Source organism: Geodermatophilus sp. SYSU D01186 (assembly GCF_054050215.1).
This window is the reverse complement of the sequence record NZ_JBJGYW010000004.1, coordinates 207,672-227,793: the sequence shown is the minus strand read 5'-3', so window position 1 is coordinate 227,793 and position 20,122 is coordinate 207,672. Positions and strand designations below refer to the sequence as shown.

19 protein-coding genes are annotated in these 20,122 nt (G+C 74.1%); 9 read left to right on the top strand and 10 right to left on the bottom strand.

What is annotated here, in order from left to right; translation table 11 throughout:
• Nucleotides 1–150: 150 nt before the first annotated feature.
• The 3 genes from ACI784_RS05190 to ACI784_RS05180 are packed head-to-tail and all read right to left on the bottom strand — an operon-like array spanning nt 151 to nt 2,671.
• Nucleotides 151–900 (bottom strand): ABC transporter permease, encoded by a 750-nt coding sequence (locus tag ACI784_RS05190; RefSeq protein ID WP_456921796.1) that lies wholly within the window; start codon nt 898–900, stop codon nt 151–153.
• The gene (locus ACI784_RS05185; RefSeq protein ID WP_456921795.1) at nt 897–1,799 is read right to left on the bottom strand and encodes an ABC transporter ATP-binding protein; all 903 of its coding nucleotides are present in this window, start codon (nt 1,797–1,799) and stop codon (nt 897–899) included. Before ACI784_RS05185 ends, ACI784_RS05190 begins: the two co-directional genes overlap by 4 nt.
• Before the next feature lie 59 nt (nt 1,800–1,858).
• Nucleotides 1,859–2,671, bottom strand: coding sequence for a formate/nitrite transporter family protein (locus ACI784_RS05180; protein WP_456921794.1), 813 nt, complete (start codon nt 2,669–2,671; stop codon nt 1,859–1,861).
• A gap of 102 nt (nt 2,672–2,773) precedes the next feature.
• On the opposite strand from ACI784_RS05180, the gene ACI784_RS05175 reads away from it, so the two are divergent.
• Nucleotides 2,774–3,472 (top strand): monooxygenase, encoded by a 699-nt coding sequence (locus tag ACI784_RS05175; RefSeq protein ID WP_456921793.1) that lies wholly within the window; start codon nt 2,774–2,776, stop codon nt 3,470–3,472.
• 22 nt (nt 3,473–3,494) lie between these two features.
• Here ACI784_RS05175 and ACI784_RS05170 read toward each other — a convergent pair whose 3' ends face one another.
• Entirely contained in the window at nt 3,495–4,010 is a 516-nt protein-coding gene (locus tag ACI784_RS05170) for an N-acetyltransferase family protein (RefSeq protein WP_456921792.1), read from the bottom strand.
• Nucleotides 4,011–4,288: 278 nt separating this feature from the next.
• On the opposite strand from ACI784_RS05170, the gene ACI784_RS05165 reads away from it, so the two are divergent.
• On the top strand, nt 4,289–5,572 hold the full coding sequence (locus tag ACI784_RS05165; protein WP_457012701.1) for a BtrH N-terminal domain-containing protein: 1,284 nt from the start codon (nt 4,289–4,291) through the stop codon (nt 5,570–5,572).
• Between the two features lie 33 nt (nt 5,573–5,605).
• On the opposite strand, the gene ACI784_RS05160 is transcribed toward ACI784_RS05165, so the two are convergent.
• Together ACI784_RS05160 and ACI784_RS05155 are read right to left on the bottom strand one after the other, a co-directional pair.
• Nucleotides 5,606–6,322: an FAD-binding oxidoreductase gene (locus tag ACI784_RS05160; RefSeq protein WP_457012699.1), complete on the bottom strand. Its 717-nt coding sequence runs from the start codon at nt 6,320–6,322 to the stop codon at nt 5,606–5,608.
• Complete coding sequence (locus ACI784_RS05155; RefSeq protein WP_457012698.1) at nt 6,315–6,920, bottom strand: sulfite oxidase-like oxidoreductase; 606 nt, start codon at nt 6,918–6,920, stop codon at nt 6,315–6,317. The genes ACI784_RS05160 and ACI784_RS05155 overlap by 8 nt, the downstream gene beginning before the upstream one ends.
• 166 nt (nt 6,921–7,086) lie before the next feature.
• Between ACI784_RS05155 and ACI784_RS05150 the strand changes: the two genes are divergently transcribed.
• The 4 genes from ACI784_RS05150 to ACI784_RS05135 all read left to right on the top strand — a co-directional run bounded on the left by ACI784_RS05150 (nt 7,087) and on the right by ACI784_RS05135 (nt 11,226).
• A complete protein-coding gene (locus tag ACI784_RS05150; RefSeq protein WP_456921788.1) occupies nt 7,087–7,782 on the top strand; it encodes a succinate dehydrogenase cytochrome b subunit in 696 nt (231 codons plus the stop codon).
• Between the two features lie 14 nt (nt 7,783–7,796).
• Nucleotides 7,797–9,743 carry a fumarate reductase/succinate dehydrogenase flavoprotein subunit gene (locus ACI784_RS05145; protein ID WP_456921787.1) on the top strand — a complete coding sequence of 649 codons (1,947 nt, stop codon included), beginning with the start codon at nt 7,797–7,799 and terminating at the stop codon, nt 9,741–9,743.
• Nucleotides 9,740–10,564: a succinate dehydrogenase/fumarate reductase iron-sulfur subunit gene (locus ACI784_RS05140; RefSeq protein WP_457012697.1), complete on the top strand. Its 825-nt coding sequence runs from the start codon at nt 9,740–9,742 to the stop codon at nt 10,562–10,564. Before ACI784_RS05145 ends, ACI784_RS05140 begins: the two co-directional genes overlap by 4 nt.
• Nucleotides 10,565–10,683: 119 nt before the next feature.
• On the top strand, nt 10,684–11,226 hold the full coding sequence (locus ACI784_RS05135) for a PaaI family thioesterase (RefSeq protein ID WP_456921785.1): 543 nt from the start codon (nt 10,684–10,686) through the stop codon (nt 11,224–11,226).
• Nucleotides 11,227–11,232: 6 nt separating this feature from the next.
• On the opposite strand, the gene ACI784_RS05130 is transcribed toward ACI784_RS05135, so the two are convergent.
• The gene (locus ACI784_RS05130; RefSeq protein WP_457012696.1) at nt 11,233–12,219 is read right to left on the bottom strand and encodes a DUF1028 domain-containing protein; all 987 of its coding nucleotides are present in this window, start codon (nt 12,217–12,219) and stop codon (nt 11,233–11,235) included.
• Between the two features lie 131 nt (nt 12,220–12,350).
• Here ACI784_RS05130 and ACI784_RS05125 point away from each other — a divergent pair, with 131 nt between their 5' ends.
• Nucleotides 12,351–14,654, top strand: a complete 2,304-nt coding sequence (locus tag ACI784_RS05125; protein ID WP_457012695.1) for a putative bifunctional diguanylate cyclase/phosphodiesterase — start codon at nt 12,351–12,353, stop codon at nt 14,652–14,654.
• Here ACI784_RS05125 and ACI784_RS05120 read toward each other — a convergent pair.
• Nucleotides 14,630–15,406, bottom strand: coding sequence for a hypothetical protein (locus ACI784_RS05120; protein ID WP_456921782.1), 777 nt, complete (start codon nt 15,404–15,406; stop codon nt 14,630–14,632). The two genes, ACI784_RS05125 and ACI784_RS05120, sit on opposite strands and share 25 nt — an antisense overlap.
• A gap of 162 nt (nt 15,407–15,568) precedes the next feature.
• Here ACI784_RS05120 and ACI784_RS05115 point away from each other — a divergent pair, with 162 nt between their 5' ends.
• The gene (locus ACI784_RS05115; protein WP_457012694.1) at nt 15,569–16,432 is read left to right on the top strand and encodes an acetoacetate decarboxylase family protein; all 864 of its coding nucleotides are present in this window, start codon (nt 15,569–15,571) and stop codon (nt 16,430–16,432) included.
• A gap of 461 nt (nt 16,433–16,893) precedes the next feature.
• On the opposite strand, the gene ACI784_RS05110 is transcribed toward ACI784_RS05115, so the two are convergent.
• Nucleotides 16,894–17,904: an ABC transporter substrate-binding protein gene (locus ACI784_RS05110; protein WP_457012693.1), complete on the bottom strand. Its 1,011-nt coding sequence runs from the start codon at nt 17,902–17,904 to the stop codon at nt 16,894–16,896.
• Nucleotides 17,905–18,034: 130 nt separating this feature from the next.
• Nucleotides 18,035–18,664, bottom strand: a complete 630-nt coding sequence (locus tag ACI784_RS05105) for a hypothetical protein (protein ID WP_457012706.1) — start codon at nt 18,662–18,664, stop codon at nt 18,035–18,037.
• A gap of 177 nt (nt 18,665–18,841) precedes the next feature.
• On the opposite strand from ACI784_RS05105, the gene ACI784_RS05100 reads away from it, so the two are divergent.
• A complete protein-coding gene (locus ACI784_RS05100) occupies nt 18,842–20,113 on the top strand; it encodes a multidrug effflux MFS transporter (RefSeq protein ID WP_457012691.1) in 1,272 nt (423 codons plus the stop codon).
• The last annotated feature ends 9 nt before the right edge of the window (nt 20,114–20,122 follow it).

The window sequence follows — 20,122 nt, the reverse complement described above, 5'->3', positions numbered from 1 at the left end:
GCGACCGCCCCGATGGTCGTCGATCCAGACATACAGTGCGGTCAGGAGGGTGTTTAGGTCGGTCCTCACAACCCGAGCCTGAACACCCTCCGCCCGCGCCTACACCGTCCTTCGGCCCTGCGGCGCTACCCGCCGATAGGACTTACTCGTCTAGACGTCGCGGCGCTCCAGCAGCACCGCGCCGATCGCCCAGGCCCCCAGCGCCCACGCACCGCAGACCACCAGGCCCACCGGCCAGGCCGTGGGGACGGCGAGGAACGCGTCCTCCCCCACCCGCAACGCCGGCAGGCTCTGCGACACCCGGGACGCGAGCACACCCCCGGAGAGGGCCAGCACCGGCGGCAGCACGAAGACCAGCGCCACCCCCAGCCCGACCCCGCCCGCCGTGGCGCGCAGCACCGCTCCCAGGCCGACCGCGAGCACCGTGACCAGCACGGCGGAGGCGACCTGCAGCGCCAGCGGGCGCAGCACGTCCGGGTCCCCCAGCGGGACGCCGCCCGGGACGGCGGTGAGCGTGCGCGCCGCCAGCCAGCAGACGAAGGCCAGCACCGCGGTGAGCAGGGCCGCCCACGCGGCGACGACGACGGTCTTGGCGACCAGCAGCCGCGTCCGGCGCGGCACCACGGTGAGCGACACCAGGGCGGCCCCGGTCGCGAACTCGGCCGACACCGACAGGACGCCGAGGACGACCAGCACCAGCTGACCGAAGCCGAAGCCGGTCATCGCCACGCCGACCGCGAGCTCCGGGCGCACCGACGTGGGGGTGCTGGCCGCGGCCAGCCAGCCGAACGCGGCCACGACGACGAGGTACACGACCGTGCACCACCACGTGGAGCGCACCGAACGCAGCTTGGTCCACTCGCTGCGCAGGACCGCCCGCACCGGCACGGTCGCCCTCACGCCACACCGGCCCGGTACTCGACGTCCCCACCGGTCAGCTCGAGGTAGGCCGCCTCCAGGGAGGCCACGACCCGGGTGAGCTCGTGCACCCGGACCCGCGCGGCGAAGGCGACGTCCCCCACCCGGGCGGCGTCGAGGCCCTCCACCCGCAGCGCGCCGTCGAGCTCCAGCGTCACGTGCGCGCCGGCGTCGCGCAGCGCCGTCGACAGCAGCGGCGCCTCCGGGCTGCGCACCCGGACGGCGGCGTGCGCGCCGAGCAGGTCGGCCATCGAGACGTCGGCCAGCAGCCGCCCGCGGCCGAGGACGACGAGGTGGTCGGCGGTGTCCTCCATCTCGCTCATCAGGTGGCTGGACACCAGCACCGTGCGGCCCTCGTCGGCCAGGCTGCGCAACAGCTCGCGCACCCAGCGGATGCCCTCCGGGTCCAGGCCGTTGACCGGCTCGTCGAGCAGGAGCACCTCGGGATCGCCGAGCAGCGCCGCGGCGATGCCCAGCCGCTGGCCCATGCCGAGGGAGAAGCCCCGCACCCGTTCGTGCGCGACGCTGTCGAGCCCCACGAGCCCGACCACCTCGTCGACCCGCCGCATCGGCAGCGCGTTGCTCTGCGCGAGCACCGCGAGGTGCTGGTAGGCGGTGCGCCCGGGGTGGCGGGCCCGGGGGTCGACGAGCGCACCGACCCGCCGCATCGGGTGGTCCAGCTGCCGGTAGGGCACGCCGAGCACGGTCGCCGTCCCGGCGGTGGGCCGGGTCAGCCCGAGCACGCAGCGCATCGTCGTCGTCTTGCCCGAGCCGTTGGGCCCGAGGAAACCGGTGACCCGGCCGGGGTGGATGCGCACCGTGAGTCCGTCGACGGCGACCCGGTCGCGGTACTGCTTGGTGAGGCCGTCGAGCTGGATCACGAGCGACAGCATGGCGAGCGGGGGGCCGCGCACGCGGGAGGCTCGGCGGGACGGTGTCCTCAGGCCCGGGCAGCCGCTCGTTCCCGCTCGATCAGCTCCTTGCTGCGCACCAGCCGCAGGAGGGTGACCACCAGCAGGCCGCCGGCCACGTTGAGCAGGGTCGTGTACCAGAACCAGGCCAGCCAGTCGCCGTAGCCGTAGGGCGCGCCGGCGTGGAGGGCGCCGAAGAGGATGAGCGAGTCCAGGATCGAGTGGAACAGCACCAGGCCGGCGAGCAGGAAGGCCCCGGCGACGGCGGCCGCGAGCTTGCCGGCCTCGGAGTCGGCGCCGTGCTGCATGCGGGTCATCAGGGTGATGAACGCGCCGGCCAGCAGCGACAGGCAGACCGCCCGCAGGTCCAGCGGCGCGTCGACGAAGGCCCGGCCGGACTCGACCGCGGTGGCGCCGAGTTCGGGCAGGGCGTGCACGACCAGCCACATGACCACCCAGCCGCCGACCAGGTTGGCGACCAGCGTGCCGGCCCACAGCTTGCCGAGCTGTGCCACGCCGGCCCGGCCCGCGACCACCGCGGTGACCGGCACGAGGAACCCCTCGGTGAACAGCTCGCTCTTGGCCAGCATGAGCGCGACGAAGCCGATGCCGAACGCCAGGCCGGCCAGCAGGTGGCTGCCGGTCTCCGCGTAGACGGCCAGCATCGCCACCACACCGGTGGCGACCTCCAGCCCCCCGGCCAGGCCGGTGGTCAGGACCTCGCGCCACGAGCGGTGCAGCCGCTGCGCCCCCTCGTCGACGATCCGGTCGAAGGCCCGGGCGACCTGGTCCTCGGCCGGGGCGTCGGTCTCGCCCAGCTCCTCGCGTACCGACTGCGCCACGTCGCTCTCCTCCCGTGCACCCCTCGCCCGGGGGCTGCGGGCGGCGTCCACCCCCTACCCCGGCGCCGCGCGGCGGCACACGCCCTCGGGGAGGATCGGCACGTGACGAGCCGGCGCGTGACCACCCTCCACGTGTGGGGCGTCCCCGGGCGCGCGGTGCCCGCGGCCCTGCTGCGGATGGCCGCCGACCGGCGTCCGCTGCGCCGCACCCCCGGCCTGCGGTTCGCCAAGCTGCTGGGCACCGGGAGCGGGCGGACCTTCACCCTCCGGGACGCCGATCCCCGCCGGTGGGCGCTGCTGGCCGTGTGGGACGACGCGCGGGCGGCCGACGCCTTCGAGGCCGGGCCGGTCGTCGCGCGGTGGCGGCGGATCGCCGACGAGCAGTGGACCGCCCGGCTGCGGCCGCTGACCGCCCGCGGCCGGTGGTCGGGCGAGGAGCCCTTCGGGCGACCGTGGCCGCAGCGGTGGGACGGGCCGGTCGCCGCGGTCACCCGCGCCCGGCTCAGGCCGCGCAAGGCCCTGACCTTCTGGCGGGCCGTGCCCCCGGTCTCGGCCGACCTGCACGCCAGCCCCGGCCTGCGGTTCGCCCTCGGGGTCGGGGAGGCACCGCTGGGCCTGCAGGGCACCGTCAGCGTCTGGGACTCCCCCGCCGCGCTGAACGCCTTCGCCCACGAGCGGGCGCCGCACGTCGCCGTCGTCCGGCGGACGGCGGAGGAGGGCTGGTACGCCGAGGAGCTCTTCGCCCGGTTCGGGCTGCTGTCGGCCGAGGGGACGATCGGCGGCCGCGACCCGCTGGCCTGAGCCGGCGCGCGCGGCGGGACGGCTACAGCCGGCAGGTCAGGTGGATCTCGTCGCGGTCGTCGCCGGGGGCCACGCGGATCGCGCCGGGCATCCGGCCGAACTGCCGGTAGCCGAGCCCCTCGTAGAACGCCTCGATGCCGGTGCCGCCGCGCACGGTGAGGTGCAGGAACTCCAGGCCGCGGGCGCGGGCGATGTCGTGGACGCCGGTCATGAGGACCCGCCCCAGCCCCTGGCCCTGCCGGCTCGGGTGCACCTGCACGCGCAGCACGGTGGCCCAGTGCCGGCGCAGCGGGCTCAGCGACAGCGACAGGACGGCGAACCCCGCGACCTCGCCGTCGACGCGGAGGAGGGCGACGACCTCGCGCCCCTCGTGCACCCGGCCGACGACCGCGTCGAGCACCGGCGCGACCTCCTCGGCCGTCACCGGCGGGACGAAGCCGACCGCTCCCCCGGCGTTGCTCACGTCGGTCCAGCAGGTGAGCAGCTGCGCGCGGAGCTCCTCGTCGACGGTGGCGATCGGGGAGACCTCGGAGTGCATGGCGACGATTCTCGCGCTGAGGCCCCGGTCGCCCCGACGCGGGCACCGGGCCGCCGGGGCAGCGGCGCCGTCCCGCGGCCTCCCCGCCTCCGGTAGCGTCCCGGGCGGCGGACCCCACGCCGCACCCTCTGACCGGTTGCCCACGCCTCCGGCCGTGCGAGGGCAGAGGGGATGCACGTCCTCGGGGCCACGAAACGCAGCTGACCGGTCCTGCCTCGCTGCGGCCCGGGTCCGTCGACGCGTGGGGTCGGGGGCCCGACGCCGCCGGAGGAGCACCGATGACCCGCCAGAAGCACCTCAAGGCCGCCGTCCGCGCCCGGATGGCCCGCACCGGCGAGCGGTACACGACCGCCCGGCGCCACCTCACCGGCTCGCCCGAGCGTCCGGGCCCCGACGTCGGCGGAGGCCGGCACCACGACAGCGCGCTGCTCACCCACGTCCTGGCGGCGGCGGGGGTGACCGCCGCCCACGACGGGCAGCCGCTGGACGAGCCCACCGTCGCCGGCCTGGCCGGTGGCATCGGGTTCATGTACTTCTCGTTCAGCTACGCCGGCTCGCTGCCGACGATGACGATCGTGCCGCGGATCCACCCGCGGCCGTTCCTGACCGGCGCGCTCGAGCGGGCCGGCGTGCCGCACCGCGTGCTGGAGACCGGGAGCCCGGCCAAGGCCGCGCGCGACCTGGCCGCCGCCCTCGACGAGGGCCGGAGGCCGATCTGCACCGTCGACCGGGCCGGGCTCGGCTACCAGGTGTGGGCCGACAGCATGGCCGGCGCCGAGCCCTACGACGTGGCGGTGGTCGGCCGCGGAGAGGGCACCGTGCTCCTGGACGACGAGCGTCTCGAGCCGAACGAGGTGCCGGCCGACGCGTTCGCCGCCGCCCGCGCCGCGTCCCGCAAGAGCCGCCACCGCCTCCTTGTCGTCGACCCCGGAGGCCCGCCCGTCGAGCTGGCGCCGGCGGTGCGCGCCGCGCTGGCGGTCACCGTGCACGACCTCACCGAGGACGTCATGCCCAACGCCTTCGCCGGCAACTTCGGCCTCCGCGGCCTGGCGAGGTGGGCCGACGCCGTCGCCGACCGGCGCACCAAGACCGGCTGGGCACGCCTGTTCGGCAGCGGCCCGGCGTTCGGGACGGCGATGCGCCGGCTGCACGACTGCCTGACGACCGACCACTCCTCGCCGGGGGCGATGCGGCCCCTGTACGCCGACTTCCTCACCTCGGCCGGGGTCGTGCTCGACGACCCCGCGGCGGCCGAGGCGGCCGGGCTGTACGCGCGGGCCGGGGAACTGTGGGCCCGGATCGCGGACGAGGCGGTCACCGGCGTCATGGCGCCCTACCGCGCCCTGGTCGAGCGGCGCACGGAGCTGCTGCTGGACCTGGGCAGCGCGGCGACCGACGACCTGCAGCGGCTCGCCCAGGAGGCGGCGGGGATGACCAGCGACCTCGACGTGGCCGAGGCCGACCGCCTGGCCCAGCTGGACCGCATCGCCGCGCTGGCCGCCGAGGTGCTCCCCCTGGAGCGGGAGGCCTGCACCGCACTCGCCGAGGTGGCGCGCCGGTAGCGGCCGCCCCCGGCGGCGGGACGACCCTCGTCCTCAGCCGCTGGGGCCGAACCGCTCCACCCGGATGTCCGGAGCCGGCACGCCCATGCCCACCAGCAGCTGGCTGGCCGCCTCCGCGAAGAACGCCGACCCGCACACGTACGCGGTCTGCCCCGGCTCCCACAGCGGGACGAGGTCGGCGGGGGTGAGCCGGCCGGCGGGCCGGATGCCGTGCGGCTCCCGGCTGGTGACGACCAGCGCACCGGCGTCGACCAGCTCCTCGGCGTAGGGCAGCCCGGCGAGGGTCCGCGTGGCGGCGGCCACGCGGAGCAGGTCGGTCCGGCCGAGTGCCCGCGCGGTCCGCAGCATCGCGACGAACGGGACGACGCCGGTGCCGCCGCCGACCAGCAGCGCCGGCATCTCGCCGTCCCAGACGAACCAGCCGCCGATCGGCCCGCGCAGCTCCAGCTCGTCGCCGGGTTCCACGACGTCGGCGAGGAAGGTCGAGACCTCACCGTCCGGCAGCCGCTCGACGAAGAGCTCGACCTGCGGGTCGTCGGGGGCGGAGGCGACCGAGTAGGACCGTTGCGCGGTGTACCCGTCCGGGGCGGTCAGCCGGACGACGTAGTGCTGGCCGGCCATGTGCTGGATCCGGTCGGCCACGTCGAGCCGCAGCAGGACGGCGTCCGGCAGGGGGTGCCGGACGTCGGTCACGGTCGCCGTCCGCCAGCCGCCGCTGGGCGCCAGCGGGCGGTGCGGCAGCTCAGTCACCCTGGTACCGCTGCTCGCGCCACGGGTCGCCGCGGTCGTGGTAGCCGTTCTGCTCCCAGAACCCGGGCTGGTCCCGCTGCATCAGGGTGAGCCGGCTGACCCACTTGGCGCTCTTCCAGAAGTACAGGTGCGGCACGAGCAGCCGCACCGGCCCGCCGTGCTCGACGGGCAGCGGCCCGCCGTCGTACTCCCAGACGACCCAGGCCTTGCCGCCGGTGACGTCCTCCAGCGGCAGGTTGGTGGTGTAGCCGGTCTTCGACGTCGCCATGACGAAGTGCGCCTCGGACGTCGGCCGCGCCGCCTCGAGCAGGGTGTCGACGCTGACGCCGGCGAACCAGGTGTCGAACTTCGACCACGTGGTGACGCAGTGGATGGCGCCGCGGTACTCCGACCGCGGCAGCCGGTGCGCCTCGTCCCAGGTCCAGGTGGTCGGTGTGTCGACCCGCCCGTCGACGGTGATGCTCCACGTCTCGGGGCTGATGCGCGGCGTGGGCTCGGCGGTCAGCACCGGCCAGTCGCGGCCGGCGTCGTACTGGCCGGGAGGCAGCCGGGGGTCGCGGGCACGGCGGCCGAGGAAGCCGCGGGTGGGTCCAGGCACGGGGTGATCCTCCCCCCACGGGGTGTGCCGCGACCCTCCCCGGAGCCGCCGGCGCAGGCACCTTAGCGGGATCTGCCGGTTAGGCAAGCCTTACGAGAGCTGTGTCACCTCACGTTAACTTGGCCGTCCAGACGGCAAAGACCTAGCGTTGGCAGACGTGGTGACGGTGACAGACTCTGCCCAGCGCAGGACCCCCAAGGCCGCGAAGACCAATTCGGTCTTCAAGAAGGCGGTGATGGCGGTCAGCGGCATCATCCTCGTGCTGTACCTGATCGCCCACATGATCGGGAACCTCAAGGCCTTCACCGGCCGGGAGTCGTTCAACCACTACTCGGAGTGGATCCGGACCATCGGTGAGCCGGCGGTGCCGGCGCAGACCACGCTGTGGATCATCCGGGTCGTCCTGCTCGCCGCCGTCGTCGCCCACATCTGGGCGGCGGTCACCCTGTGGCGCCAGGCCAAGCGGGCCCGGCCGCAGGGCTACGTCACCAAGAAGGCGGTGGCCCAGAGCTACGCCTCGCGCACCATGCGCTGGGGCGGCGTCATCATCTTCTTCTTCGTCATCTACCACATCCTGGACCTGACGACCGGCACGGTGAACCCGGACGGCGGGGACACCACGCCCTACGACCGCCTGGTCGCCGGCTTCTCCAACCCCTTCGTCACCGCCTTCTACGTGATCGCCCTGCTCCTGCTGGGCATGCACCTGCGACACGGCATCTGGAGCGCCACCCAGACGCTCGGCCAGAGCAACCGGCGCCGCGAGAAGACGGTCAACGCGTTCGCGATCGTCTTCGCCTCGCTGCTGACGCTCGGCTTCCTGCTCGTGCCCTTCTCCGTCCTCTTCAACATCATCGACTGAGGAGCTCCACCGCGATGCCTCTCGACCTCTTCACCGTCGGCGATCCGATCGCCGACACCAAGGCACCCATGGACGTGCCGATCGGTGAGCGCTGGAGCACCCGCCGCTTCCGCGGCCGGCTGGTCAACCCCGCCAACCGCCGGAAGATGACCGTCATCGTCGTCGGCACCGGCCTGGCCGGCGGCGCGGCCGCCGCCACGCTCGGCGAGGCCGGCTACAAGGTCCAGTCGTTCTGGTACCAGGACAGCCCGCGCCGCGCGCACAGCGTCGCCGCGCAGGGTGGGATCAACGCCGCCAAGAACTACCGCAACGACGGCGACTCGGTGCACCGGCTGTTCTACGACACGGTCAAGGGCGGTGACTTCCGCTCCCGCGAGAACAACGTGCACCGGCTGGCCGAGGTCAGCGTCAACATCATCGACCAGTGCGTCGCCCAGGGCGTGCCCTTCGCCCGCGAGTACGGCGGCCTGCTGGACAACCGCTCCTTCGGTGGCACCCAGGTGTCGCGGACCTTCTACGCCCGCGGCCAGACGGGTCAGCAGCTGCTCTACGGCGCCTACCAGGCGCTCGAACGGCAGATCGCGGCCGGCAACGTCGTGCAGCACGCCCGCACCGAGATGCTCGACCTGATCGTCGTCGACGGCCGCGCCCGCGGCATCGTCGCCCGCGACCTGGTCACCGGCGAGATCAGCACCCACTTCGCCGACGCCGTCGTCCTCGCCACCGGCGGGTACAGCAACGTCTTCTACCTGTCCACCAACGCCATGGGCTCCAACGCCACGGCGATCTGGCGGGCGCACAAGAAGGGCGCGTACTTCGCCAACCCCTGCTACACGCAGATCCACCCGACCTGCATCCCGGTCAAGGGCGACTACCAGTCCAAGCTCACGCTGATGAGCGAGTCGCTGCGCAACGACGGCCGTGTGTGGGTCCCCAAGGAGCGCGGCGACACCCGCGACCCGCGGGACATCCCCGAGCACGAGCGCGACTACTACCTCGAGCGGATCTACCCCTCGTTCGGGAACCTGGTCCCGCGTGACATCGCCTCCCGGCAGGCCAAGAACGTCTGCGACGAGGGTCGCGGCGTCGGCCCCGGCGGGCTCGGCGTGTACCTCGACTTCGCCGAGGCCATCCAGCGGATGGGCCGCAAGGCGGTCGAGGCCAAGTACGGGAACCTGTTCGACATGTACGCCCAGATCACGGGCGAGGACCCCTACGCGACGCCGATGCGCATCTACCCGGCGGTCCACTACACGATGGGCGGCCTGTGGGTCGACTACGACCTGCAGTCGACCATCCCCGGCATGTTCGTGATCGGTGAGGCCAACTTCTCCGACCACGGCGCCAACCGGCTCGGCGCCAGCGCCCTCATGCAGGGGCTGGCCGACGGCTACTTCGTGCTGCCGGCGACCATCACCGAGTACCTGGCCGACGCCCCCTTCGACACGGTCGACGAGAGCCACCCCGCGGCGGCCGAGGCGATCCAGGGCGTGCAGGACCAGGTGCAGCGGCTCCTGAGCATCAACGGCACCCGCACGCCGTCGTCGTTCCACCGGGAGCTCGGCAAGCTCATGTGGGACCTCTGCGGCATGGAGCGCTCGGAGGAGAGCCTGCGCAAGGCCCTCGACCGGATCCCCGAGATCCGCCAGGAGTTCTGGACCAACCTGAAGGTGACCGGCGACGGCCAGTCCTTCAACCAGACCCTCGAGCTCGCCGGCCGCGTCGCCGACTTCATCGAGCTCGCCGAGCTGATGTGCATCGACGCCCTGCACCGCAACGAGAGCTGCGGCGGGCACTTCCGGGCCGAGAGCCAGACGCCCGACGGTGAGGCACTGCGCGACGACGAGAACTTCGCCTACGTCGCCGCGTGGGAGTGGACGCCGGAAGGCGCTCCGCCGGTCCTGCACCGTGAAGCTCTCGAGTACGAGTACGTCCACCTCGCCCAGCGGAGCTACAAGTGACAGTCACCCACGAGGGCGCCCACTCGACGGTCGGCGCGCAGGACGCGCGGGCCGACAAGCGTGGCATGACCCTCAGCCTGCGGATCTGGCGGCAGAACGGTCCGCGCGACAAGGGCCGGATGGTCACCTACAAGGTCGCCGACATCTCCCCGGACATGTCGTTCCTCGAGATGCTCGACGTGCTCAACGAGCAGCTGATCGAGGCCGGCGACGACCCGGTGGCCTTCGACCACGACTGCCGCGAGGGCATCTGCGGCATGTGCGGCGTCATGATCAACGGCATGGCGCACGGTCCGCAGCAGACCACCACGTGCCAGCTGCACATGCGGTCGTTCAAGGACGGCGACACGATCGACATCGAGCCGTGGCGGGCCACCCCGTTCCCGGTGATCAAGGACCTCGCCGTCGACCGCCGGGCGTTCGACCGGATCATCCAGGCCGGCGGGTACATCAGCGTCCCGACCGGCACCGCCCCGGAGGCGCACTCCGTGCCGGTGCCGAAGAAGGACGCCGACGCCGCGTTCGACGCCGCCACCTGCATCGGGTGCGGCGCGTGCGTGGCGGCCTGCCCGAACGCCTCCTCGATGCTGTTCACCGCCGCCAAGGTCACCCACCTCGGGCTGCTGCCGCAGGGCCAGCCCGAGCGCAACGACCGCGTGGTGAACATGGTCGCCCAGCAGGACCGTGAGGGCTTCGGCGGTTGCACCAACATCGGTGAGTGCTCCGCCTCCTGCCCCAAGGGCATCTCGATGGAGACCATCTCGCGGCTCAACCACGACCTGCTCGGCGCCCTGCGCGCCGGCGCCCGGCCGAAGAGCTGACGCCCGGCCCGGCCTGAGCCGGGCCGACCGACAGCGGGCGGGGATCCCTCCGGGGGTCCCCGCCCGCTGTCGTGTGCCCCACCGCACACCGTCTGGGTTCGATGTGCGAACCTAGCTCGGTGACGACCGAGCAGACCGACATCCCGACCACCTCCCCGACCGCGTGGGGCGAGCCCCGCTCGCGCACCGTGACGTGGCACGACCCGCTCGTCGTGGCGGCGGGCGCGCTCGAGCGCAGCGGGCTGGAGACCCTCACCGCGATCCGGGACGGCGTCCTGCCCCCGCCGCCGATCGCCCGGCTGTTCGCGATGGACGTCGTCGCCGTGACCGAGGGCCGGGTGGAGTTCCGCTGCGCGGTCGACGAGTCCGCATACAACCCCATCGGGGTCGTGCACGGCGGGCTGGTCTGCACGCTGCTGGACACCGTCGCCGGGTGCGCGGTGCACTCGACGCTCCCCCGCGGCACCGGCTACACCTCGATCGAGCTCAAGGTCAGCTACCTGCGTCCGGTGCACGCCAGCAGCGGGCCGCTGACCGCGGTCGGCACCGTCGTCAAGCCCGGCCGGCGGGTGGCCTTCGCCGAGGGCGAGGTCCGCGACGCCGGTGGGGCGACGGTGGCGACGGCGTCCAGCTCGCTGCTGGTCTTCCCGCTGCCCGGCTGAGCGGCCTCACACGGCGGCGGCGGCCGGGTCGGCCGACGGCACGACGGGCGCGGCGGGCAGCACCGCGCCGTCGACGTCCCCGGGGGTGTCGGTGCGGGGTCCCGCCGGCAGGATCCGCTCGATCAGGTCGGGAGGCACCAGCCCGGCGGCGCCGAAGCGGCGGCCCACCTCCACGAACTGCGGGGCGACCCCGGCGAGGTCGGTCAGCAGGGCCCGCGCGGCGTCCTCCCGGCCGGCCAGCGCCGCGACGACGGCGCGCCAGAGCACGTGGTCGGGCTCGGTGCGCGGATCGGGCAGCCGCAGCTCCTCGAGCACGCGGTCGGCGGTGACCGGGTCCCCGCCGATCGCCTGCTGGAAGGCCCGGACGACGTCGTGGTAGCGGGCCAGCCGCACGACGAGGTCCCCGAGCTCGGTGACCGGGTCCGGTGAGTCGTCGACGCGCAGGTCGACGACGGTGTCGTGCCAGGGCCGGCCCGTGGTGACCGACCGGACGATCATGATCGCCGCCGACCGCCGCCCCCGCAGGTCGCCGCCGGCGTCCTCGGCCGCGCGCAGGGCACTGAGCAGCCGGTGGGCCATCGGCCCGTCGGAGGTCTCGAACGTCGCCACCATCGACTCCCACACCTCCGGCGCGGTGACCATGTTGGCCAGCGCGACGCACCCCTCGCCCACGAGGTGGCCGGCCTCGGCGACGCAGTTGGCGCCGGTGTAGACGGCGAGGTCGCCGGAGACGTCGAGGACGGCGACCTGCCGTCGCTCCGGGTTCGGGTCCACACTGCGCAGCGCGGTCAGCGCCTCGTTGGCGGTGAAGCCACCGCGCAGGAGGTCCAGGCCGATCTGCCCGTACATGGGCTCGGCCATCGACTGCGTGGCGATCACCCCCTGGCCGGGCAGGGCGAAGGGCACGCTGTTGCCGACGGCGAACGCCTGCGACTGGGTCGCGACGCCCATCTCACCGGTCTGCGTGTCGCGGGCGACGATCGAGAAGGTCACCCCGCACGCCTACCCCTGCCCTCGCCACGGACACGCACCCCCGCTGGGGTGAGACCGCGGCCACGGTCTCCAGAGCTGCGGCGTCCCGGTCGATGGGGTCAGCGGACCGAACCGCCGACCGGAGGACGACCATGACCAGCACCGCTGCCGCGCCGCTGTGGCGACGCGCGCGGCGGCTCGTGGCCCGGCCCACCGACCTGGTGCAGCGCACCCGCTGGCTGTTCTGCGGGATCGCGACGTGCTCCCTGCTGGTGACGACGCCGGCGGCCCTGGCCGGCGCCGGCTCGTGGCGGGTGGCGCTGGTGGCCGTCAGCGCGCCGACGCTGCTGCTGGCGTGGTCCCGCCGCTACCGGACCCAGACGGCCACGCCCCTGCGCGACGTGGTCGAGGTGCTGGCCCTCGTCGCCTTCACCCTCGCCTGCCCGGCGCCGGTCGTCGGCTTCGGGGCCGCCTTCCCGGCCGTGTGGTTCCGGGTGATGTACGGCCGCACGCGGCCGGTCGTCGGGTACGCACTGACGCTGAGCGCGGCGCTGCTGGCCACCAACGCCGTCGCCCGGGCCCTGCCCGGCCACTTCTCCACCACCGATCCGCGGTTCGTCGGAACCGCCCTCGTGGTCCTGCTCCTGAGCGGGGTCGGGGCGCGGCACCTGGCCCTCGTCCTGTTCGCCCGCGAGCAGACCCGCGGCCGGGACCAGGCACTGTTCGACCTGGGGAACAACCTGCTCGGCGTCGTCGACCTCATGCAGATCCGGCGTCACGGCTGGGCGGCCGTCGAGGAGATCTGCCGGATGACGCCGGGGCTGCGTGCGCTGCTCCTCGCCGACGACGACGGCACCGACCTGGTGCGGGTCGCGGCCCAGACCGGCGGGCTGGACCGGCTGCTGCTCCGCCTGCCGCGGGAGGTCCTGCCCGCGGGCGACGTGCCCAACGAGACCTACGAGATCCCCGCGCCCCTCGCGCTGAGGTCGGCTGCGGGGTTCGGCCGCCAGTGGCTGTGCATGCCGCTGCCACCCGCACCGGGACACTTCATGCTGCTGGGCTCACCGGACGGCGTCCCGGCCGAGGCCATCACCGCGGTCCGGTCCCTGAACAACCAGGTGGTCCTGGCCATGCGCACCAGCCAGGCGCACCGCGACCTCGAGGTGCAGGCGCGCACCGACGCGCTGACCGGGCTGGCCAACCGGTCGGCCTTCACCGCCGCCCTCCGCTCCGCGGCCGCGGACCGCTGCGGTGACACCTGGGTGGTCTTCCTCGACCTCGACGACTTCAAGGTGGTCAACGACGGGCTCGGGCACGCCGCCGGCGACCGTCTGCTGCAGCACGTGGCCACCCGCGTCTCGGGCGCCCTGCGCAGCCAGGACCTCTGCGCCCGCCTCGGCGGCGACGAGTTCGGCGTCCTGCTGCGCGGGGCCGAGCAGGACGAGGCCGAGCGGATCGGCCGGCGCCTGGTCGAGCTGCTGTCGGCGCCGACGCGCCTGGACGGCCGGCTCACCCAGATCGGCGCCAGCGTCGGCCTGGCCGTGCTGCGCCCGGGGGTGTCCGAGACCGAGGCCGTGCAGCAGGCCGACATCGCGATGTACGCGGCGAAGGCCGCGGGCAAGAACCGCGTGCAGACCTTCTCCCCCGCCCTGCTCGACGCGGACGGGACGGCGGCGCTGGAGGCCGAGCTGCACACCGCGGCGACCCGGGGCGAGTTCGTCGTGCACTACCAGCCGATCGTCGCCACCCGCGACGGCCGGTGCACCGCCGTGGAGGCGCTGGTGCGGTGGGCGCACCCGACCCGCGGGCTGCTCGGACCCGAGCACTTCCTCGACGTCGCCGAGCGCACCGGCCTCGTCAACCGCATCGGCGAACAGGTGCTCCGCCGGGCGTGCGCGGACGCCGCCTCCTGGGAGGACGGCGGGCAGCGGGTGTCGCTGCACGTCAACGCGTCCCCGTCCCAGCTGGCCCACCCGCACTTCGTCACCGTCGTCCGGGAGTGCTTGGCCGCGCACGCGCTGGCCCCCAAGCAGCTGCTGGTCGAGATCACCGAGTCCACGGTGCTGGACGCGCCGTCGGTGCAGCTCACCCTCGACGTCCTCGCCGGGCTGGGGGTCGGGCTGGCGGTGGACGACTTCGGCACCGGCTACTCGGCGCTGACCACCCTGCGCAGCCTGCCGGTGGACGTCGTGAAGATCGACAAGTCCTTCGTCGCCGGCGCGGCCACCGAGGTCGCCGACCAGGCGGTGCTGGAGGCGATCGCCCAGATGGCGCACCGGCTGGGGCTGGAGTCGGTGGCCGAGGGCGTGGAGGACGTCGAGCAGCAGCGGTTCGTGGAACGGGCCGGGATCACCGCCGTCCAGGGGTACCTCCACCAGCGCCCCGTGCCCGCCGCGGAGCTCACCGCGTGGCTGGCGCGGGACCGGGCGGCTCAGCCGGTCTCCTCCCGCGCGTAGCTGCGCGCGCCCCACCAGGCCCACTCCTGCGCGTTGGGCGGGACGCCCATCAGGTCGTCGGTCGCCCAGCCGTGGAGCCGGACCGGGAACCACTTGATGTCCAGGGCGTACCCGGCGAGGTTCACGGGGCGGTTCTGGGTGTCGTAGGAGACCCACCACAGCCGGTTGAGGCCCGCCGCGGCGGCGAAGTCCCGGACCGCCTCGCCGGTGGCCCAGTGGTCGGGGTGGTCGCCGGGGCTGGTGGCCCGGTCGGGGTCGGGCGCGTTGACCCACGGGCGCACCGTCGTCCCCCGCTGGGCGGTGACGATCGCGCGGAGGGTGGCCACCAGGTCGCCCCACCCGTTGTAGGTGGTGGAGCCGTCGACGGCCGGCATCGAGCCGATCGTCCCGTTGCGCAGCTTGGTGAGGGACCGGTTGCCGGTGGCCGGGAACCCGTTGCCGTCCAGGTTGCCGTCGGGCAGGCGCAGGGCGTAGACGACCCAGGTGGGGGCGGTGTACCGCTGCACCCGGTGCCCGTTGACCGTGACGCGCGCCGAGGTGACCGGGCCGGGGGTGAGCGTGCCGGCCATGGCCTCCAGGCAGGCGGTCTCCCGCGTCTCCCACCAGCCGTCGGTGCGCCCGGCGTCCCCGGCGGTCACCAGCACCTGGACGGTCTTGACCTCCGGCGTGTGCATGTCGGTGTACAGCCCCTCCCCGCGGAAGAAGAGGGCGTCGTCGGCGTGCGCGTTGACGTAGAACACGGTGTCGGGCACCGGGCCGCCTCCTGGCCGGACGTCGGCCACCGCCGCCCGGTGACCACTCCCGGTGAGCCTGCCCGGACTGTCGGCGACACGCCCGGGGTCGCCGCACGCGCTCCCTGGACGGCGCCCGCGGCGGACCGCCAGCCTGGGACCGGCCGGCCCGAGGGAGGCACCGTGCGCACCTGCGACCCCGACGCCTGGGCGGGCCCGACACCGCAGGTGCGCGTGGGCGACCGGTCGCTGACCCTGCCGCTGCGCTACCCGGACAACGCCTGCTTCGCCGCCGTGCACACCGCCTCGTACGAGGCCGTCGTCGCCGCCCTGCCCGGGGACGGCCTGCGGCCGGTGCGCTGGGCCGACGGCCGGGCCCTGCTGTCGGTGGCGGCGTTCCGGTACCGCGCGGTCACCACCACCGACGTCCCCGCGGGCCACCTCGCACCCTACGGGGAGGTGGCGGTCGCCGTCGTGGTGACCCACGGGCCGGCGCCCCCGGTGGTACCGCTGGCCCGCCGGCGGCTCGCGCTGTTCGTGCTGCACCTGCCGGTCACCACGGTCGAGGCCCGGGACGCCGGGGCCACGCTGTGGGGCTTCCCGAAGTTCGTGGCCGACATGGACTTCGCCGAGCAGCGGACGGTGCGCCGGGTGACGGTGGCCGAGGGCGGGAGGACGGTGCTCGAGCTCGCCGTCCGCGGCCGGGGGCCGGTGCTCCCCGATCGGCGGCCGGCGGTCATGTACACCACGCTGGGCGGCCGGCTGCTGGAGACGGTCGTCCCGATGGCCGGCCGGCTGCGGGTGGCCTTCGGTGGGGGTGCGGGTGCGCTGCGGCTGGGCGACCACCCGGTGGCCGACTCCCTGCGCGCGCTGGACGTCTCGCCGTCCCCGCTGGCGGTGTTCGACCACCTGGAGCACCGCAGCCTGCTGCCGGCCGGGCGCCCCGTGGGGCCGGCGCCGGACCACCACGGGTACCGGGGCGCGGAGCGGGTGTCGGGCCGGTTCACCGTCCGCTACCCGCACACCCCGCCGCTGGACCTGGCGTGAGGGCGCCTACTCGAAGAACGCGAAGGTGCGGAACTCGATGCTGTGGCGGGGCACGGTGGCCTGCGCTCTCGTGGCGGGCGATCCGGAAGCCGTTGGCCTCGACGGTGAAGCGCTCCTGCACGGGGCGGCCGTTGGGGATCGGGACGACGTGCGTCTCGTACCGCCCGGTGTTCACGCTGTGCCCGGGTGCGGTGAACCGGCGCAGGACGGTCGACCCCTCCGCCGGGTAGCTCAGTTCGGCCTGCACGGCGGGGACCTGCTCCGGCGCCTGGGTCGACGTCATCGTCGGCGCTCTCCTCGGATCGGCGGGAGACCGAGTCCGGGGCGCCGCCGGCCCGGCGTCAGGGCCGCTCCCGGCCGGCGGAAGCCGGGCGGGGGGCGTCCGAGGGCGGCCCGAGGACGGGGTGGGGACGCGCCGGCGCGGGCGGTGGCCGGAGCCGCCGCCCGCGCCGGGTGGAGCGTCAGGGGACGATGTTCTGCGACTCCCAGAAGAAGTCCTCGATGGCGGGGACGTCCTGGTCGAGGATCGCGTACTCGCGGGCCTTCTCCGGCGCCGCCCGGAACTCCTCCTCGGTCAGGTCGGACTTGAACAGCGGCATGGTCAGCCGCTCCACCAGCGCGGGGTCGATCTCGGTGTACTCGGGGATCTGCGCCCGCCACTCGTCGGGGTGGGCCTGCGCGTAGTCGAGTGACTCGAGGATCCCGGCCTGGATGTTCTCGAACAGCTCCGGGTCGGCCTCGATCTGGTCGGTCGTGGAGAAGTAGACCCCGGACAGGCCGATGCCGTCGGGCACCAGGTCCAGCCAGTTGTCCGCGATGACCCGCGCCCCGGCGTCCTGGGCCAGGGTGCAGAACGGCTCGCCGCAGACGAAGGACTGGACCTGGTTGCTGCCGAGCGCCGTGACGGCGTCGGGCAGGGACATCTCGACGAAGTTGACGTTGTCGGGGTTGCCGCCCGCCACCTCGATCGAGTTGCGGGCCAGCGTCTCGACCTGGCTGTTGAGGATGTTGAGGGCGACGGTCTTGCCCTCCAGGTCGCCGGCGTCCTGGATCGCGGGGTCGCTGGCCATCAGGGCGTTGATGTGCTGGCCCTCCTCGCCGTTGCTCCACGACGTCGGCGCGATGGCGGTGACCGGGAGGCCCTGCTCGCGCGCCTGCAGGATCGAGACGATGCCGCTGAACCCGAACTGGTACTCGCCGGTGACCACCGCGGGGACCAGCGCGGCGCCGCCCTGGCCGAGGTTGAACTCCAGCTCGATCCCCCGGTCGGCGAAGAAGCCCTGGTCCTGGCCGAGGTGCAGGATCGCCACGTCACTGACCGGGATGATCCCGACCTGGACGGTCTGGGTGCCGGACGCCGAGCCGCCCTCCCCCCCGGAGCCCTCCTCCCCGGAGTCCCCGCCGCAGGCGGTCAGCATCAGCGCGAGCGCGGCCGCGAGCGAGGTGGCGCGGGCCCTGGTCGATGTGCGCAACGGTCCTCCAAGGAGAGCCCAGCGGGGAGCCGAAGTGTGCGGCATCCGTACGCAGGTGCGGTTTCCGGACGGTACGTCCGCAGGGCAACCTAGGTGATGGCCGTCACACGGTCAACCGTCCGCACCCGGCTCACCGGCTCTGCAGCGCGTCCAGGGCCACGGCCATCGCGGCGGCGACGCGGAAGTCCAGGCGCGGGTCGGGGACGGTCACGAGGTAGCGGTCTCGGATGGCCTTCTGGCGCTCGCTGACCATCACCGGAGCCCCGGTGGCGGTGTCGACGAAGTCGAAGTGGAAGACGAAGGGCACCCACACGTCGCCGACGTACGGGATGAGGTCCCAGACCCGGCGCAGGATCGCGATGCTCATCCGCCGCTCCTGGCCCACCGCCTGGACCCCGGGGGCCCACAGCGTCCAGGTCGAACGCAGCAGGCTAGCGCCGAACTGCTTGCTGAAGGTGCCGAGCGCCCGGCCGTACTCGTCGAAGACGTCGTGCTCGGCGTGGACGTCGAGCCGCTGCCGGGCCTTGAAGGAGAACACCGGGCGGCTCTTGCTCGCGTCGGCGTAGAAGACCACCTCCTCCTTGAGCTTCATCCGCTTCTGCTCGGCGAAGGCCAGCACGTGCCCCTCGGACCCGTCGGGGTTGGCCGCGACCAGCTCGTAGCGGTTGACCATGACCGTGATCCGCTGCTTGACGAAGAACTGCGGCACGACCATCGGGGCCGGCGGCTGGTCTCCGGTCGGCGGCGCTCCTGGGGGCATGGTCACGGCGGTCTCCTCGCGGACGTCGGCGCTGGTGGGCGCCCATCCTCGCGCACGTGACCGGTTCGACACGCCGGGTGCGGCGCCCCCGGAATGAACGGCGGGCGCACCGCCTTGCCAGCCGACGTACGTGGCCGACGAGGGCCTCATCCGCAACCGTCCGAGCCGGGGGACCCGTTGACCACCACGACGACCGCGCCGTCCACACCCAGCACCGCCGCGCCCGCGATGGGGCCGCGGCGGCAGGCCCTGTTCACGCTGGTCCTCGGCGCGTTCGTCGCCGTCGGGCCGCTGACCATCGACATGTACCTGCCGGCGCTGCCGACGATCACCGCCGACCTGGGGACGACGTCGGCGACGATCCAGCTGACGCTGACCGGCACCCTCATCGGCCTGGCTCTGGGCCAGCTGGTGCTCGGGCCGCTCTCGGACGCGCTGGGCCGGCGCCGCCCGCTGCTGGCCGGGACCGCCCTCTACGTGGTGGCCTCCCTGCTGGTGCTCGTGGCGCCGAACGTCGCCGTCCTGGGGGCGCTGCGGGTGTTCCAGGGCGTGGGCAGCGCGGCCGGCGCGGTGATCGCGATGGCCGTCGTCCGCGACCTGCTCACGGGCCGGGCCGCGGCCACGATGCTGTCCCGGCTGTTCCTGGTGCTCGGGGCCGCCCCGGTGCTGGCGCCGACGATCGGCGGCGAGGTCCTGCGGTTCACCTCGTGGCGGGGCATCTTCGTGCTGCTCGCGCTCTACGGCGTGCTGCTGCTGGCCGTCGGGACGGTCGTGCTGCGGGAGACGCTGCCGCCGCAGCGGCGCAGCAGCGCCGGCGTCCGCGGCACGCTCCGGACCTACCGGGGGCTGCTGCGCGACCGCACGTACGTGGGCCTGGTGCTGGTCGCCGGGCTGACGATGGCCGGGCTGTTCAGCTACGTGTCCGGCTCCTCGTTCGTCTACCAGCGCGAGTTCGGCCTCGACGAGCAGCAGTTCGGCCTGCTGTTCGGGGCGGGGGCGTTCTGGCTCATCGCGGCCACCCAGCTCAACCCGGTCGCGCTGCGCCGCTGGTCGCCGGCCCAGATCCTGGTCGCCGGTGTGGTCACCGGGACCGTCGCCGGCGCCGTCCTGCTCGTGCTGGCCGCCACCGGCACCGGTGGGCTGCCCGGCGTGGTGGTGCCGCTGTGGGCGGTGCTGTTCGCCGGCGGGCTCGCGCTGCCCAACGCCCCCGCGCTCGCGCTGGCCCGCCATGGCGAGGCGGCCGGGTCGGCCGCGGCGCTGCTGGGCGCCGTCCAGTTCGGGGTCGGCGCCTCCGTCGCCCCGCTCGTCGGCGTCCTGGGCAACGACGCCGCCGCGATGGGGACGGTCATCGTCGGCGCCCTGCTGGTGGCGATCGCCGTGCTGGTCACCGTCGTCCGCCCGTGGCAGCTGACCGAGGAGCCGGAGGCCCAGCCCCCCGTCGCGGGCTGACCCCGCGCC